Below are 16,161 nucleotides of genomic sequence, written 5' to 3'. Positions count from 1 at the left end.
AGGCTTTTAATTATCAGCTTTTCCTGACAACTTTAGCCTAACAAAGTCCTATTAATTCAAGAGCCGATTTTTGGTAAATTTTATGTAAATGCATGATCATGTCTTCAAAAAATCGGCCTCTATATGTCCTATTAAAAAAGTTTCCTCAATATTTTCTATTTCAAAAAAGTTTCCTCAATATTTTCTATTTCAAAAAAAGCAGGCCAAGAGTACTTCTATAAGTCCCTTGACCTGCTTTCTGCTATTTCGTAAAGGTTTTTCTTTAACTTTCTGATCTTTTTTAAATACCCCTAGCTTCTGAAATCACGCTACTAGGCCTAGAATTAATCCCTACCTTATCCATGCATAGAAATCTCAGGAAAGCGAATCTCAAACTCCTAAGATTAATCCTTCGTTTTTTTCAACCAAGTAATTGTAAAACAAGTCCCTACCCCCATGGTAGAATTCACTTCTATACTAGCGCCTAAAGATTTCACTAAATGTTTCACAATAGATAATCCCAAACCAGTACCACCCATCTTTCGTCCACGGGCCTTGTCTACCCGATAAAAACGTTCAAATATGCGGCTTTGGGCTTCTTCAGGAATACCAATTCCATCATCTTTGATCAGTAGGCGAAAAGCTTCTTGATTCTCTTCCAGCGAAACTTCCACATAGCCTGGAGCATTATTGTAATTCACCCCATTAGTTACCAAATTCAAGAGGATCTGTTTTAAGCGATTAGGATCTGTCTCCATTCTGCTACCGGCTTTAATATGATTGATCAAACGAACACCTGCCAATTCTGCTTGGTCTTGTAAGAGACAAAATACGCTTTCAAGCAGTTCTTTTAAATCAACACTTTCAATAGACAGGCTTTCCGCATGACTTTCTAAACGTGACAAAGTCAAAATATCTTCCACAATAGCACTTACCCTAACGGATTCTTTATAAATAATTGACAAACATTCTTCTAAGCTTTCATCATCTCTTAAATCTTTATCCATCAAAGTTTCCGCAAATCCCTTAATAGCCGTCAAAGGGGTCCGCAATTCATGAGAGGCATTGGCCACGAATTCACTCCGCATTTTCTCTAACTGGCGAACAGAACTGATATCATACAAGGCTACGATCATGGCTACTTCTTCCTCATGACTTTCTACCGTATCAATCGGAAGAGCTGTTGCTTCAACCATTTTTTCAGATGCATAATACAATAAAACTTCTTCTTTTTGCACTTCTTGACTCTCATAAGCTTTCTGAATTAATTGTTGAAGGCCATAGGATTCTAGAGCCAAGGTATAAGACTTTTTCCTCATCTGCCGTCTACTTTTATGCAATAATTGTTCTGCCGCCTTGTTTACCACAAGAACGCGATATTGATCATCTAACAAAAGAACCCCCATAATGGAATGCTCCATCAGTAATTCCACTTGTTTTCGTGCTTTTTCCAAGCGCTCTTCTGTCGCATGGAAAGTCCTCGCTAAACGATTTAATTGCCCGCCCACTTCATCTACAGAACGGAAATCCATCTCTTTATAAGCTTCTTTACCCGGTTCAAGAGAAAGTTTTTTTATCGCTTCTTCTAAGTGTTCCAAAGGCAGGATACTTAAATGAATTTTTCGTTTAAAATGCCAATGGAGACCCAGTAAAGCTAAAAAAAGAAAAGCCAAAATCGGCTGGCTCCTATTCGTCGTATAGAAACGAATAGGGTCACTTGGAATAATATAGAATACAGCTAAATTCTTTATCTTGAAACGATAGGCAAAAAAATACCTCGTCTTCACTCTACCCCAAGTTTTAATTTCTAGTAATCTTTTCTCTTGTTGATCAGTCAAATATGGTGCTTTAACTAAAAGCTTACTTTTCTTCTTTCTTCTAGGAAGCTCAGCTAGTAACCAATAAGCCTTGGACTGACTTTTATTTAAACTGCTGTAATAATCAACTAAATCATCTTGACTAGGCTTATTTTTAGCTACAAAAGCCATTTGCTGCTTGGCTATTTCTTCAGATGCCTGATAGCTTTCCGCTTCATGCCAAGCTTTTCCAAAAAGAAAACTCCCAAAAAACAAAAGCGAAAGCATGGCTAGAGCCGTAAAAGTGGCATAAGCTTGCCAGGCTTTTTTTAGTTGTTTAATCATCCATCTTCACCAACTTGTAGCCAAAGCCTCTCACTGTTTGAATATAGGGATGGTCTTCTCCCAACTTTTCCCTTAAGTGAGATATATGAACGTCGACAATCCGTGTATCCAAGGCAAGAGGGTAGTCCCACACAGCCTCTAAAAGAATATCCCTTGATAGGGTACGCCCTTCCCTTTTAGCCATATAAGTGAGCAATTCGAATTCTTTTCGGGTTAAAGTTAAGCTGACTCCTGATAAAGTCACTTCGAAACTCTCTTCATTAATGATCAAATCTCCTAAATGAATCACTTTTTCTTTAGTATTTTCTAAGGTCAAGGGATCAGCTTTACTTAATTCTTGACGCATACGCCGCCTAACAGCCTTAATACGTGCTATCAACTCTCTAGGGCTAAAAGGCTTGGTCATATAATCATCTGCCCCTAACTCCAATCCGAGAATTTTGTCAATTTCCTCATCACGAGCCGTCAACATAATAATGGGTGTAGTTTTTTGTGCCAATCTCAGGTCACGACAAATGTCCATCCCATCTTTCCCAGGTAGCATCAAATCCAAAATGATACAATCCCATTCCTGATGTAAAGCAAGATCAAATCCCTCCAAGCCATCCAAACTGGCTTCAACTTCATAGCCAGACTTCTCCAAGTTCAAACGGATTAATTTGACAATAGAAGGCTCATCTTCTATAAGGAGTACCCTATCCACCTGAAATCCCCCCTTTTCTAAATCATATCGAACAAGTCCCTAGCTCTTCAAGGAATTATCGGTAAATTATGTTAAATTCTTGTAAATTTCATCCCCCTAGAAATACTTTAAAAGGCCTTCCTTCTGATAGCTTAGTTTTACACGAGTTCCTTTTACACTGTGCTTTGCCTTCTAGCATTTTTCAAAAAATCATAGCAAGGAAGCCATCCCTTCGCTACAATAGATTTAGATCACCAGACGCTTTCTCATAAAGGAGCTATCCTATGCGGATTAATGATTACCTAGAAAAATATAAAGACGTCCCTTTTAGCGACAGTCCCGTTAATGAAGTTGATTTTGCCATTCTAGCCGAAATTTCCTATGTCACTTTGGATCCTTTTATCCCAAGGGAATTATCTTCTGAGTACAGTCAATCCCTCCAGAAAATTTATCAAGCCTTCTCTTCTTCTTGCACGCCATCTTCTAGTTTTTTGCAAGAAGCCAGGAGAAAATTATTAAGAGATCTGGTAAACGCAAAGCGATTCAAAGATTTGCGCCTATATGCTTTTTCTGGTGAAACCAGTCAGGAAAACAAGCTCCAATTTGCCGCTTTCGCAGTGGATTTAGGCAAAGATACCCATCTTATCTTGATGAGAGGAACTGATGGCTCTTTCGTTGGTTGGCAGGAGGACTTCAATCTCGCCTCCAATCAGGAAATGCCTTCTCAACAAATGGCGACCGATTATCTCACATCCGTCCTAAAACATAATCAGCATCCTTATTTTCTCATTGGTCACTCAAAGGGAGGTAATTTGGTCGTAGAGTCAGCTAGCCGACTCCATCCCAAACTTCAACAACAAATAGAAGCCATCTATTCCTTCGATGGACCAGGTGTATTTAGTTCGTCCTACCAGACTCCAGGTTATAAAAATATTCAACAAAAGATTTTAAACTATCTCCCTCAAGATTCACGATTTGGAACTTTACTCGAAAATGACCAAGAAGCTGAAATTATCTATAGTGCAGGATTTTCCTACCTTCAACACATCATGCTACTCTGGCAAATTGACGAAACATATTTTCTAAGAGCTCCGTATATTTCATTAGATAGTCAGGCTACTTCTACAGCCATAGATATATTTCAGGCCTATCATAGTTTAAATGATATCCAACGCTTTTTTGATATCGTCTTTTCTGTTATGTATCGGACTGGATTTAAAAGATGGGAGACAGTTTCCAGTGACCCTTCAGAATTTTTGTCTAATCTCTATGAAGAAATAAAAGATTTACCTTCAAGAGACCGTCAATTTGTCTTTACGCTTCTTTATGATTTTAAACTCATTAGCCATCAGGTCAAATTAAACTTCATCAAGAAAGAATTTGCTCATTCTTTAGGCGACCCCCTATGGCTGAGCTATCGAACGGTTGTCCAGCACGCTACCCACAACCAATCCCCTTACTCCATTATTCTAGCTATAATTTTCGGCGGACTTGCTTTATTTATCCCTTTTCAATCGTTAAGTTTCAGTTTTCTCATCCTCAGTATAATGATGATAATGAGCCTTTTATCAGGTTTAAGAGATCTAATCTCTTTCTACCGAGATAAGCAAAGGGGTCTAGTAAGAAAAGAGCTCCTCTTTTCCGGTTTAACAGCCGTCATTTTTCTGATCCACTTTTTAAGCCATGTTCAACAAGCTACACAGAATATCCAAATTCATTTTTTTGTTTTCTACCTTCTCTTTTTTGCCATCTTGCGTTGCTTGAGGCTCTGGAAATTTTACAAAGAACAAGCCAGCTTATCTGGGACAGGTATAAGCCTCTTGCTCTCAGAAGGCATTCTTGCTCTTCTTTTCGCTATACGTCCCTCACTCTGCCAAACACTCCCCTATTTCCTCTCTCCTTTTTTCCTCATAGAAGGAGCCCTCATTCTCTATAGCCATTACCGCTATCAACAAAAAAGGGAGCTCTTTGAATTCATTTCAAACTATTTAAAAGACGATCTTAGAAAGAATGCTACAGACTAATGCAAAAGCTAATGGAAGGAAATTTTGGTTCTATACTTTAACAAAATTGACAAAGTGCCGAAATTTCTGAAGTCTCCTGCTAAAAAAATTGATAGAAATTTTCAAATACGGTTAAAATCGCCAGATCAAATAAAATCTAATCGTTAAAAAGTCTCCCCTCTACTTAACTTGACTAGTAGAGGGGATCTTTGTCTCACTCAACAAGCATTCTAGCGAACTTTAAATTTACCAACAAAATTTGACAAAGTGCCCACAAAAAATGTACCAAATTAGAAAAGACTTTCACAGTCATCTATACTTATGTCAAATCTTCTCATCAAGAAACTATAAAAGATACTAAAATATAGCTTATGTAGATTATCGTAAAAAAAGTCAGTTTCTCTTTGTGAACTAACACACATATTCACTTCTAAATGATTACTCCTTTTTCTTTCTTCGCACCACTTATTTACCACTACATAATTAGCCTATTTTTTTATAGAGATAAAGCTACTAGTCTTTATATTAGAACGACTTTTAAAATGCATATATTGATTATATCTTTAATTTTTATTTATTTATAGAAATTATCCATAAACAACCATTCAAGCACTCTATCTATTTGAAGAAAGCAAGAAAATGCCGATTTAATAATGTTTTTTCAAGTTTTAAGTTAGTCCTTCATCCCTAAAATGCATCCCCTCTCCTAGTATTGCTCACTATTTAACATATTTTTTTAAGATAAAATCATGATTTATAGTTAATTTTAGTGAAATAATTGGTACAATGTGTCTAGCTGCTTTCTAAAGCAGGACTTATTATCATCAGTTAGTGTATTTATTAACAAGTTAACTAGGAAGATTGACTTACTCGGCCGCGGACTCCTCTCTTTCTTCCTAAGATTTCTTCTTATATAGAGATACACTAAGCTATATTATTAGGAGGATTATTATGCCTAACACACAAAAAAATGTATCGTTTAGTCTAAAAAAGGAATTTACCGTCTTATCCGTTTTACTGATTCCAATTGCCGTAGCTATTAACTATATAGCCGGCACGCTGACTTATAGCTTGAAATTGCCTCTCTATCTTGATATGATCGGCACTTTCATTGTATCGATCTTATCCGGTCCCTTTGTTGGTGTAGCAACAGCTGTCTTAACCAGCATCGTCAAAAATATTGCCATTAACCCTGCCTATATCGCCTATTCTATGGTTTCAGCTACCGTCGCCCTTTTTGTCGGCTTTGCTACTCGGAAAAAATTATTAAACACTTTGCCTAGATTACTGCTAGTCGGACTAATTGTTGCCATTATTGCTTCTGTCATGTCTGTAGCTGTAACTGTAGCTTTCTTTGGCGGTTTTGGATCTGATGGGACAGATGGATTGAAAGCAACATTAATGGCCATGGGTCTGCCTTTCTGGCCCGCTCAATTCATCGGCTCCACCCTTGCTGAACTTCCAGATAAATTAGCCTCTTTATGGCTAGCTCATTCTATAGTTAAACTCATGTCAAATCGTTACCTCATCAAATTCCCTAATGGCCGCATTTTTATCGATGCCAAAAACCCCCATTCTCGCCCTTAAGAGGAGCCAAGCATTCATGAACAATTTAGCCGCTAAATGTAGAGAACTGAACCCCCTGACTCATCTTTCTCTTCTGTCGATCGGGCTGGTAGTCGCTTTTATCATGCCTTACCCTATTGTTTTTTTAGAGATAGTCAGCATTTTATTCCTTTCCATCTGGACGAGTTTTTTCAAAAAATTTTCCCGTCAATTCATTCAAACTGTCTGTTTAGTAGGAGGAATTATATTTTTCTTTCAACTCTTTTTCTTACCATCTGGGCAAAATCTTTACCAAGTGGGGATCTTTCGCATCACACAAGGCGGTTTAAATCGTGCCTTAACTTATAGTACACGACTAATGGCATTCATCACGACTATCCTCTTTCTAACTCACCTCATCCCCGTTCGTGACCTAGCCTTAGCTATTGAGCAAAAGGGGGTTTCTCCTTTACTCAGCTACATTTTACTGGCCTCAATTGACTGGATACCTGAAATGAAAAGGCGTTTAAGAAAGATTACAGAGGCTCAGAAATCTCGAGGCATCGAAACTGAAGGGTCTTTATTAACACGTGCTAAGGCCTTCTTCCCTATTCTAGCCCCAGTGATTTTATCTGCTATTGTAGGTGTGGAAGAAAAAGCTATCACCTTAGAAGTTCGTGGTTTTTTCAGCCAATCTCCTAAAACTTATCTCAGAGAAATTAAAGATCAAAAAATCGACCATCTTTTACGCAAGTTTGCTTACTTTACCATAATTAGTTTAATTATTGGGAGGATTCTTTATGGCTTCTATCACGCTTAAAAATTTCTCCTTTAGCTACGAATTGGCTCAAAAAGAAAGCTTAAAAGATATTAATTTTTCTTTTGACTCCGGCAAAGTTTATGGCATCATCGGCTCAAATGGGGCTGGTAAATCCACTTTACTGCATGCAATTAGAGGATTTATTCCAAAATATTACCCTGGAAGCTATACTGGTGATATCTTGATCGGTGATCAATCTGTTTTCCATATGTCCTCTTCTGAACTCGCTCATCAGATCGGTTTTGTCTTTCAAAACCCTTTCACACAAATTTCTGGTGTAAAAGCTACAGTTTATGAAGAAGTCGCCTATGGGCTTGAAAACTTAGGCCTAGCTAAAGAGGAGATTGAAAACCGAGTCGATCGGATCTTAAAAGAAACTGGCCTTTCTGAACTCGCTAAAAGGCACCCTTATCAGCTTTCTGGAGGTCAGCAACAAAGAGTCGCCTTGGCCTCAGTTTTAGTGATGGATCAAGATATTTTCTTAATCGATGAACCCACTTCTCAATTAGATCCTGAAAGCAGTCAGCATATATTAGAAACCATCGCCCAACTCAAAGAAAAAGGAAAAACTATTCTTTTAGTGGAGCATGAATTAGATTTCTTATCTCAGTTGGCCGATGAACTATTGGTTCTTGTAGATGGACAAGTTATAGAACACGGCCCTAGTTCGACCGTTTTTTCAGATAGTCACTTGCTTCGTTACGGAATTCCAGTTCCAAAAATCGTTAGATTCAAGGAAAAATTGCAAAAAAAAGCTATCTATCTCTCCCCCAAACTACTCTCGGCTGAATCAGTTGCCAGCCAGCTGCTACAAGTCAAAAAAGATGGTCAACTCAAAAAAACGTCTCAATTTCACAAGATGGATAAAGGCCTTTCAAAAGACTTACAGGTCAAAGCAACTAAAACAGAAGCTATTAAAACAGAAGCGCCTATAACGAAAGCTCCTACAACAAAAGATCCTACAACGAAAGCTCCTACAACGAAAGCTCCTACAACGAAAGTTCCTATAACAGAAGCTCCTATAAGGGATGAAAATTCTTTCTCTAACATCTCTTCAAAAGAAACCCTACTAGACATTCGTCAAGTGTCCTATAGCTATCCCAATGGTCAAAAAGCCGTCAAAGATATTTCTTTTACTATCCATTCTGGTCAACGTCTCGCTATTATCGGTCAAAATGGTGCTGGGAAAACCACTACAGTCAAATTATTAAACGGCTTAATTCGGCCAGACAGTGGCCAAGTCCTCTACAGGGGGATTGACACAAAAGATATGACTACCGCTCAATTAACTCATCACGTGGGCTATGTTTTCCAAAATCCAGATGACCAACTTTTCAACGCAAGCGTTTATGATGAGCTCGCTTACTCTCTCAAAAAATTGGCTCACCATCAAAAAGAAATCGATGACATTGATCGGAAAGTTCACTATTTCGCGAATCTTTGTGGGATAGAAGACTATTTAGGCCACAATCCCTATGATCTCCCCTTATCCACTAGAAAGTTAGTCGCTATTGCAGCTATTTTGACCCTTGACCCTGAAGTTGTTATTTTAGATGAAGTAAATGCCGGACAAGACTTTAATGGAATGCGCCAAATTCAAGATATCATTAACCAGCTCAGTCAAAAAGGAAAAGCAGTCATCACTATTACTCATGATATGGAATTTGTCGCTGAATGCATGGATCAGCTTCTTGTCCTTATGGATGGTAGAATAGTCCAAGCTTCTACTCCTCTTGAGATTTTCTGCCAAAGAACATTACTCAAGCAGGCGCATTTACACCCTCCTCTTAGTATAGAGATCAGTCAAGCTTTAGGGATCCCTCCTAAGACACTAGACATGGATGGCCTCGCTGATCAAGTCGCGTCTTATCTATCTACAAATTAACCCCTTCCCACTTCTCCTGTGAGCCTTTCAAATAGGACGATATCCCATGACCCTTTCACTTAATAGCAGTGGTGTTCATATCTCCATAATAGATAAAGAAGCAAACTCTTTCTTAGTCAGAAAAAGCTTGCTTCTTTTTAGTTTCAACTTTCTCATTCTTAGGCCAGTTGTTTCCTACAAACGACCGCTAATATAGCCCCAATAGCTAAAAATACCCCTGCAACTAAACTAATGACATGGGAACCAAAATTTTCAAGCAAGAGCCCACTAGTCAAAGATCCTAGCATGACCGCTAAATTAAAGGAACAAGACTGAATAGCATTAGCTACAGCCGTCCCCTCTTTAACCTGTCTAGCTGTTGCCGTTTGAAATGTTGAGCTAAGAGACCCAAATGTCAGCCCCCAAAGCACAAAAGCCAGATGTTGCAGGAAGAGTGATTGCCCTCCATAAAAAATCACCATTGTCAAAACACCAAGAGCAAACAAGCCAAATAAAAGGAGATGGAAATAGCGATCAATAAAGTTCATGACAATCATTACCGCTACTATCGAACCAATACCAAAGAAAATTTGCGCTTCAGTTATACTTGGATAAGCTATATCAGAAATTAAACTAGTCAAATAGGTATAGGCACCGTAATTCGCTCCAACTCCTATGAAAGTAAAGATCAATACCAGCAAAACCCCTCGATTTTTTAGCATGGTTATTGGCGAATTGGCCGCACTTCTTTTTTCACCAGCAACTGCTGGCAGAAAGAGATAAGAAAGAAGCGCCAAGAGTAATATAATCCCTCCCATAAGAGCGAAGGCTATTTTATAACCGAATTTGTTTCCAACAAATGTCATCACAGGTAAACCAAAACACATACCTACTGTAATACCAGACATAATGTAGGTCACAGCTTGCCCTTGATGTCCGATTGGAACGATAGACATCCCATAAGCTGTAATCATTGGCCACAAGGCACCTACACACATCCCACCAAGGACACGCCCAATTAGAGCAAGTGGATAAGAAGGAGCAAGCGCTACTAAAAGATTGGAAAAGGCAAATCCAAGCAATAGACTACACAGTAATTTTTTCCGATTCCACTCAACTGTTAGTGAAATCAGAGGAATTCCAAATAACGCTGAAGCTATCGCATAAATACCCACCAAGGCACCTGCTTCTGTGTTCGTCAGCTGAAAATGTTTTGATATTAATGGGAGAATCCCAGATGGCATCAATTCGCAAATAATCGCTAAAAAAGTTACCCCAGCCATCAAAGTCAATTTTCCAAGTTGCATCTTTCCTTTTGACATGCTTTATCCCCTTTTTCTTCATCATTTATCCACTATAAAGAAGTTGCTTTTGTGGGCGCATCCGATCAATGCTAGATTTTTCTTCGTCATTAGTCACTATGAAGAAGCTGCTTTTGTGGGCGCATCAGATCAATGCTAGCTTTTTCTTCATCATCAGTCTACTATGAAGAAGCTAGGTCTTGTCTATCCTTTAACTTGGCTCTTCATCCTTTAACCGCACGCTTTTATCCCTATCATAATAAGCCCTTGTGTCTAAAAGCAGCACAACGTCCCTATATTCCCATATTTCACTCACCAGACGCAAGACTAGGCGCTGTTTTTTTCATATCCTTTTACTATTTTATTCAAGAGGATCGATTGAATCTCCCTCTTACAGAACAGATAGAAAGAACAGATTATTTCCCTTTTATTATAGCAATTTTCCCGGTCAAGAAAAAAGCGATGGGAGTTGCTACAGGCTGCATGAGTCGACTTTCTTCGTCCAACTATTTTATGCCACACTTTCCCCACCGCTATCAAATCCTAGGTCTACGCTACTCTCTTTTAGCCCATTCTTTAGCTAATCGTCCGCCTAAGTCTGCATCTTGCTTAGCTATCTAGCTTTTGCTCTTCATCAAGCCTTAGCTATATTGCCCTTAGACTTTTCCTGAAAGGCTCGTATACTTTCTTCTTTCACTATCTTAAACCAAAGGAGACTCGATATAAAGATAGCAAGATGGCTTAAACCAGCCAGTCCAGACAAGCCAGAATCCATAGCAGGAGACATAGGAAACGCCATCACAGCGGCTAAACCTCGTAAGGTCATACACAAAGCCAGCAAAAGAAGACTCAGTTGATAAAAAATCATGGTGCGATCAAAAAGGTGGTGCTGGCTCAAATCTACTTGTTGATTCAGTAGGAAAAGAAACAAAAATACCCCTGTCCCTAGTAAGAACAAATGCCCATGAACTTTCCCTAAAGCTGTCGGGCTAGAAAATCTCATCCACTTGGTCATCTCACGATAAAAGACCCCTGAAGCCATCGCTAAAAGGAAATAATTTCTCGCTGCATTCAATAACCGACAAGCCCCAGACAACTTTTCACGGTAACGATAAAATCTTAGGCCAAAGCGAATGCCCGAAAAAGCAAGTGCCGCCCCAAGCCCAGTATAGAAAAAAGCAATAAGCATCTCTGGCAACAAGTGGAAACGCCGAATTAAAATTCCCATCGTCATCATGACAGCCATAATAAGAAAAGAAGGACGGTCAAAGAACTTCCAAAAAGCCAACTTCTCCTCCTCTGATTTTAAAATACGACTCGTATGCTTTCTAACTAAAGGGTCAAAGACTTTAAAACTAAACAAAGCAAAGACAAGGAGCGCCAAAATTCCTGTTATAAAATTCAAATATTCCGGCAACAATTTAAGCCCTATAAGCAAAATATTCAATCCAGCTATCAACCAAACAAAGCTTGCAATAGCCAGTAAATTAACTTTATTAACTTTCATCCTATTAACCTCCTCTTATACATACAAATAATGTTGCATCAAAGCTAGTAAACTCTCTATGCTTGGATCATTGTTCGTCAAACATTGGAAAAATAATATTCTGATCATATGGACAAAGTCTGCTTTAGAAAATACTGAATCAAATCGTCCTTGCCTTATCTGACTGTCATGAAGCAAACATTCTAACATCGAATCTTCTAGCCAGTCATGCAATCGATCCATCCCCTCACTTTGATCTTTCTGTCCACTAGCTGATAAAACTCTCGCATGATCTGACAAAAAGCCAGGATAGGTCACTTCTATATCCTGAACTGCCTTGTAAAGACCGGCCATATAAGTTTTTAAAGATTGCTCGCTTGGCACTGGTAAATTTTTCATCATCAAACGCCAAATAGTCGCAACAGTTTGATTCATCAAATCCGATTTATTTGAAAAATAATGATACAGGGTGCCTAGAGATAAGCCAGAAACTTGGGACACTCGTCGCATGGTCAAAGCATTCAATCCTTCCTTTGCCACAATGTCTAAACAAGCGGTCAACACTTCTTCCTGACTAGATAATTTACTTCTCATCTTTCCCTCGTCTTCCCTCCATTCTTTTGCGCTACTTTCTATATGTGAACACTGTTCATTTTAGATCAAACTAGTTAATCGGTCAAAAGATTCGCCTAACAAAAGTCTGTTACAGAAGAGATACTCCTCTCAAATAAGCCCATCCAGCTATTGACTATTCCTCTTAAAAAATGGGGTCGTACAACTAAAACGAGGTCCTAACACTAACGATTTCTTCCAGCTAAACCGTTCTCTATTTATGCTCTTTATTTTTCATTCACCCTTTTAAAAGAGTTATTTTCAGAAAAAAATAATTTTTTTCTGAAAAAGTATTGACATGTGATTCATCCTCCTCTAAAATAGCCCTATAATTAAAAAAGCCAAAGAAATTTATTAGAAAAAAAGAGTAGCCTGATGGAAGATCTCAGAGAGTAAGCGTTTGGTGCAAGCTTACATCGGAAGTGAGTGCGAAAATCATTTTTCTTAGTGCAGGTCTGAATAGAGTAAGGTCTGTCGCAGTGGAATGCGTTATCATCTCCCAGCATTGTTTGATGCTTGAGCGCTTACTTCGGTAAGAAAAAAGGTGGTACCGCGGAACTTTCGTCCTTTGTCAAGATGACAATGGGCTTTTTTTATTAGCTTTTTTAAAAAAAGAAAGAAAAAGAAGGAGGTTTTTAGATGAATAAATTATCTAGAAGTCAGTTTACACAAGTCGCTATCATGTTGTTCGGGTTATTCTTTGGTGCAGGGAACCTCATTTTCCCTCCCCTACTAGGTAATCAAGCCGGTTCAAGTACTTGGTTAGCCTTACTCAGTTTTTCCGTTACTGCTGTTATCTTCCCTGTTCTTGGAACTATTGTTGTTGGGAAAACTGAAGGTCTTTCCAAACTAGCTCATCGGGTTGGCCCTACTTTTTCCTTACTTTTCACCACTGCAATCTACCTTTCCATTGGTCCTGGTTTAGGTATTCCAAGAGCAGGTGCTGTACCCTTTGAAATGGCAGTTGCCCCTTATGTTCCTGCTAGTATGAGCCTTGCCTTAGCCCGCTTTGTCTACACCTTGGTATTCTTTAGTACGGCATTATGGATTTCTTTAACCCCAAACCAATTAGTTAAACGGGTCGGCAAATATTTAACTCCAGCTCTACTTGTTATGATCGCCCTCATGTTCTTCCGTATCATGATGATGCCTAAACATGTAGCTAGTGCGGTAGGGAGCTACGCTGATACACCAGTGATCCAAGGTTTCTTATCTGGTTATGATACGATGGATGCTGTTGCCGCCTTAAACTTCGGTTTCGTCATCAGTATGGCTATCCGTCGCTTTGGTGTGACCGACAGTAAAGAAGTATCCCGCTACACTATGAAAGCCGGTCTCATCGCTGGTAGTGTCCTCTTTGCAGTTTATGCTATGCTTTCTTCTATCGGTATGGTGACTTCTCATCGCTTTGCAGGTGCTGAAAATGGGGCAAGCATCTTGACTAAGGCCGTTCACTTGTCTCTTGGAAACTTCGGTCTTGTCTTCTTAGCCGCTATCTTCACCCTAGCCTGCTTAACAACATGTGTTGGTCTGATCACTTCTGGGGCAGAATACTTCCATCTTCTATTTAAAGGTAAATTATCCTACCGTTCATGGGTCATGATCTGGAGTGGTTTCTCCTTCGTCGTTGCCAACTTCGGCCTGAATAAACTATTAGCCTTCTCTGTTCCAGTATTGACAATGATCTATCCTGTAGCTCTTGTTCTCATCGTTATGGGGAGCAGCCATGACTTACTTCAATACACTCGTAAAAGCTATGTTGCTGCAGCAAGTTTAGCGGTCTTCCTCCCATTTGTGGACATGTTAAAGAACACCTTTAACCTTAGACTTCCTCTCTTAACTAGTCTAGCTGAAAAGCTTCCTCTAACAGATAAAGGTTTAGGTTGGCTCGTCCCAACATTATTGCTACTAAGCGTGAGTGTAGTTGTTGAAAAAATGTTCCTAAAGCAAACAGAAACTTCTCCAGTAGAAGAATTAGCCAACTAGATTCACTCATCATCAGTCTCCCTCAATTGAGGGAGGCTTTTATTTTTTTCATGAAATTACTTCCTTTTTATGCTATTATATTTCTAATAATACTTTAAGAAAAGGGTAATATTATGAAAATAAAAACAAGTGACATCTTAATCATCGGCTTCGCTCTCTTTGCTATCTTTTTTGGAGCAGGTAATTTGATCTTCCCTCCTTATCTAGGTTATATCAGTGGGGAAGAATGGTATAAAGCTGCTTTTGGTTTCCTTACCTCAGATCCCTTCTTCCCTATTCTTGGGGTCTTGGGAGCTATTCAACTTGGTGGGGCTGCCGATGTTTACGGGCAAAGGATCCACCCTCGTTTCGGTCAACTCATTGCCGGAGTATCTATCATTTTGATCGGCCCTCTATTTTCAGTTCCGAGGACCGGCGCCACCACCCATGAAATATTTGTTCAAGCGGTATTTCCTGCTGTCCCAGCTTTTATCAGCTCCTTGATTTTCTTTTCCTTGACCGCTTATTTGTCACTGAACCCCTCTAAAATCGTTCATACAATCGGTAAATATTTGACTCCGCTTATTTTGCTCATTTTAGCTCTCTTAGTGAGTATGGCTATTCTACACCCTGCTAAAGTCATGGGGACAAGTCATATCGACCATGCGATTTCATACGGTTTCAAGGAAGGCTATCAAACCATGGACGCTCTAGGAACTTCCTTATTAGCCAGCATCGTCATGAATGAACTGCGCAACAGAGGCTATAGAGATAAGAAATTGCAAATGAAAGCAGGTGCTCTAGTTGGTTTAGTTGCACTCGTCCTTCTAGCCCTTGTCTACCTTTCACTAGCCTATGCAGGAGCCAGCGTCTCTGGACTTTTGGGTCAACAAGCAGATCGTACCAGTGTATTCTCTGCCACCGTATCTGCCTTGCTCGGACAATCAGGCAATCTTATCATGGGGATATGCGTGGCTCTCGCCTGCCTGACAACAGCTATTGGCTTAACCTCTGCTTTTAGCAACTTCTTTGTCAGCCTATCAGGAGGAAAACTATCCTACAAACGACTGACTTTGCTAGCAGTAAGCATTGAATTCGTCATCTCTTTAATTGGGACAGAACGTATTATCACTATTGCCGCCTTCGTTTTAACCGCTATCTACCCTATCGTCATGACCCTTATCCTCATGGCTTTCATCGATAGATACCTCCCTTACCGTTCAACTTATATAGGCGCTGTCATTGGCGCGGCTTACGTTGGATTGACAGAAGCTCTGATAAGTGCCGATCAAAGCCTGGCCATTCGTTTTCCCTCTCTTGCACTTAGTAAAACATTCCCTCTCAACAACTATGGATTGGAATGGTTATGTCCAGCTATCTTGCTAGGGCTACTTTTCACTCTTTTACACATGTGCTATCAAAAATTGAAGAAAGTCTACTAGCTTATTATAGCTAGGACTAGCTCAACATTTTTTGCCTCTATACTTTTGTTCGGTAAAAGAGGCAGACGACTTTCTTGGCTCTATACTTTTTGTTTGGTGAAAAAGACAGACGACTTTCTTTACATGTCATATAAAACACTAAAATAAGCATCAGAAACTCTTGCCTGAACTGATCCTAGAGATCGTTTAGGGTCAATAGTTCCCGATGCTTTTTAATTTTCTATTCTCTTCTAGCCCTAGGAATAAAGATAGATGAATGACCATTAGATCAAATTAAGGCAGACGCAGATCAAGTGAGCCGAAATTCCCTGACTCATAACC

At 39.3% G+C, this 16,161-nt stretch carries 11 protein-coding genes and 1 other annotated feature; of the genes, 6 read left to right on the top strand and 5 right to left on the bottom strand.

Annotated features, from left to right (window positions below):
• Positions 1 to 383: 383 nt before the first annotated feature.
• Both pnpS and D3H64_RS06450 read right to left on the bottom strand, forming a co-directional pair.
• Positions 384 to 2,120, bottom strand: coding sequence for a two-component system histidine kinase PnpS (gene pnpS, locus D3H64_RS06455; protein ID WP_121565458.1), 1,737 nt, complete (start codon positions 2,118 to 2,120; stop codon positions 384 to 386).
• Positions 2,113 to 2,823 (bottom strand): response regulator transcription factor, encoded by a 711-nt coding sequence (locus tag D3H64_RS06450; RefSeq protein ID WP_121565457.1) that lies wholly within the window; start codon positions 2,821 to 2,823, stop codon positions 2,113 to 2,115. Before D3H64_RS06450 ends, pnpS begins: the two co-directional genes overlap by 8 nt.
• A gap of 263 nt (positions 2,824 to 3,086) precedes the next feature.
• Between D3H64_RS06450 and D3H64_RS06445 the strand changes: the two genes are divergently transcribed.
• The 4 genes from D3H64_RS06445 (at position 3,087) to D3H64_RS06430 (ending at position 9,055) form a co-directional block, all read left to right on the top strand.
• The gene (locus tag D3H64_RS06445; protein ID WP_121565456.1) at positions 3,087 to 4,826 is read left to right on the top strand and encodes an Mbeg1-like protein; all 1,740 of its coding nucleotides are present in this window, start codon (positions 3,087 to 3,089) and stop codon (positions 4,824 to 4,826) included.
• 930 nt (positions 4,827 to 5,756) lie between these two features.
• Entirely contained in the window at positions 5,757 to 6,392 is a 636-nt protein-coding gene (locus tag D3H64_RS06440; protein ID WP_121565455.1) for an ECF transporter S component, read from the top strand.
• Between the two features lie 16 nt (positions 6,393 to 6,408).
• Complete coding sequence (locus tag D3H64_RS06435; RefSeq protein ID WP_158589247.1) at positions 6,409 to 7,170, top strand: energy-coupling factor transporter transmembrane protein EcfT; 762 nt, start codon at positions 6,409 to 6,411, stop codon at positions 7,168 to 7,170.
• A complete protein-coding gene (locus D3H64_RS06430) occupies positions 7,151 to 9,055 on the top strand; it encodes an ABC transporter ATP-binding protein (protein WP_121565453.1) in 1,905 nt (634 codons plus the stop codon). The genes D3H64_RS06435 and D3H64_RS06430 overlap by 20 nt, the downstream gene beginning before the upstream one ends.
• A 158-nt stretch (positions 9,056 to 9,213) precedes the next feature.
• Here D3H64_RS06430 and D3H64_RS06425 read toward each other — a convergent pair whose 3' ends face one another.
• From D3H64_RS06425 to D3H64_RS06410, 3 genes are all read right to left on the bottom strand, one after another.
• Positions 9,214 to 10,356 carry an MFS transporter gene (locus D3H64_RS06425; RefSeq protein WP_121565452.1) on the bottom strand — a complete coding sequence of 381 codons (1,143 nt, stop codon included), beginning with the start codon at positions 10,354 to 10,356 and terminating at the stop codon, positions 9,214 to 9,216.
• A 613-nt stretch (positions 10,357 to 10,969) separates the two neighbouring features.
• Positions 10,970 to 11,842: a DUF2871 family protein gene (locus tag D3H64_RS10245; RefSeq protein ID WP_158589246.1), complete on the bottom strand. Its 873-nt coding sequence runs from the start codon at positions 11,840 to 11,842 to the stop codon at positions 10,970 to 10,972.
• A 15-nt stretch (positions 11,843 to 11,857) separates the two neighbouring features.
• Positions 11,858 to 12,415, bottom strand: coding sequence for a TetR/AcrR family transcriptional regulator (locus tag D3H64_RS06410; protein WP_121565450.1), 558 nt, complete (start codon positions 12,413 to 12,415; stop codon positions 11,858 to 11,860).
• Positions 12,416 to 12,778: 363 nt separating this feature from the next.
• Positions 12,779 to 13,005 (top strand) — a binding site (T-box leader).
• A gap of 67 nt (positions 13,006 to 13,072) precedes the next feature.
• Here D3H64_RS06410 and brnQ (D3H64_RS06405) point away from each other — a divergent pair.
• Both brnQ (D3H64_RS06405) and brnQ (D3H64_RS06400) read left to right on the top strand, forming a co-directional pair.
• The gene (brnQ, locus tag D3H64_RS06405; RefSeq protein WP_121565449.1) at positions 13,073 to 14,419 is read left to right on the top strand and encodes a branched-chain amino acid transport system II carrier protein; all 1,347 of its coding nucleotides are present in this window, start codon (positions 13,073 to 13,075) and stop codon (positions 14,417 to 14,419) included.
• 113 nt (positions 14,420 to 14,532) lie between these two features.
• On the top strand, positions 14,533 to 15,840 hold the full coding sequence (brnQ, locus tag D3H64_RS06400) for a branched-chain amino acid transport system II carrier protein (protein ID WP_121565448.1): 1,308 nt from the start codon (positions 14,533 to 14,535) through the stop codon (positions 15,838 to 15,840).
• Positions 15,841 to 16,161 lie beyond the last annotated feature (321 nt).

It is taken from the genome of Atopobacter sp. AH10 (assembly GCF_003664595.1).
Taxonomy (GTDB): domain Bacteria; phylum Bacillota; class Bacilli; order Lactobacillales; family Aerococcaceae; genus Atopobacter.
This window is presented reverse-complemented; position numbering and strand designations above follow the sequence as displayed.

Coding starts and splice junctions, on each gene's coding strand:
- brnQ (WP_121565448.1), top strand. CDS start 14,533: ATGAAAATAAAAACAAGTGACATCTTAATCATCGGCTTCGCTCTCTTT.
- D3H64_RS06430 (WP_121565453.1), top strand. CDS start 7,151: ATGGCTTCTATCACGCTTAAAAATTTCTCCTTTAGCTACGAATTGGCT.
- D3H64_RS06445 (WP_121565456.1), top strand. CDS start 3,087: ATGCGGATTAATGATTACCTAGAAAAATATAAAGACGTCCCTTTTAGC.
- D3H64_RS06425 (WP_121565452.1), bottom strand. CDS start 10,356: ATGTCAAAAGGAAAGATGCAACTTGGAAAATTGACTTTGATGGCTGGG.
- brnQ (WP_121565449.1), top strand. CDS start 13,073: ATGAATAAATTATCTAGAAGTCAGTTTACACAAGTCGCTATCATGTTG.
- D3H64_RS06440 (WP_121565455.1), top strand. CDS start 5,757: ATGCCTAACACACAAAAAAATGTATCGTTTAGTCTAAAAAAGGAATTT.
- pnpS (WP_121565458.1), bottom strand. CDS start 2,120: ATGATTAAACAACTAAAAAAAGCCTGGCAAGCTTATGCCACTTTTACG.
- D3H64_RS06410 (WP_121565450.1), bottom strand. CDS start 12,415: ATGAGAAGTAAATTATCTAGTCAGGAAGAAGTGTTGACCGCTTGTTTA.
- D3H64_RS10245 (WP_158589246.1), bottom strand. CDS start 11,842: ATGAAAGTTAATAAAGTTAATTTACTGGCTATTGCAAGCTTTGTTTGG.
- D3H64_RS06435 (WP_158589247.1), top strand. CDS start 6,409: ATGAACAATTTAGCCGCTAAATGTAGAGAACTGAACCCCCTGACTCAT.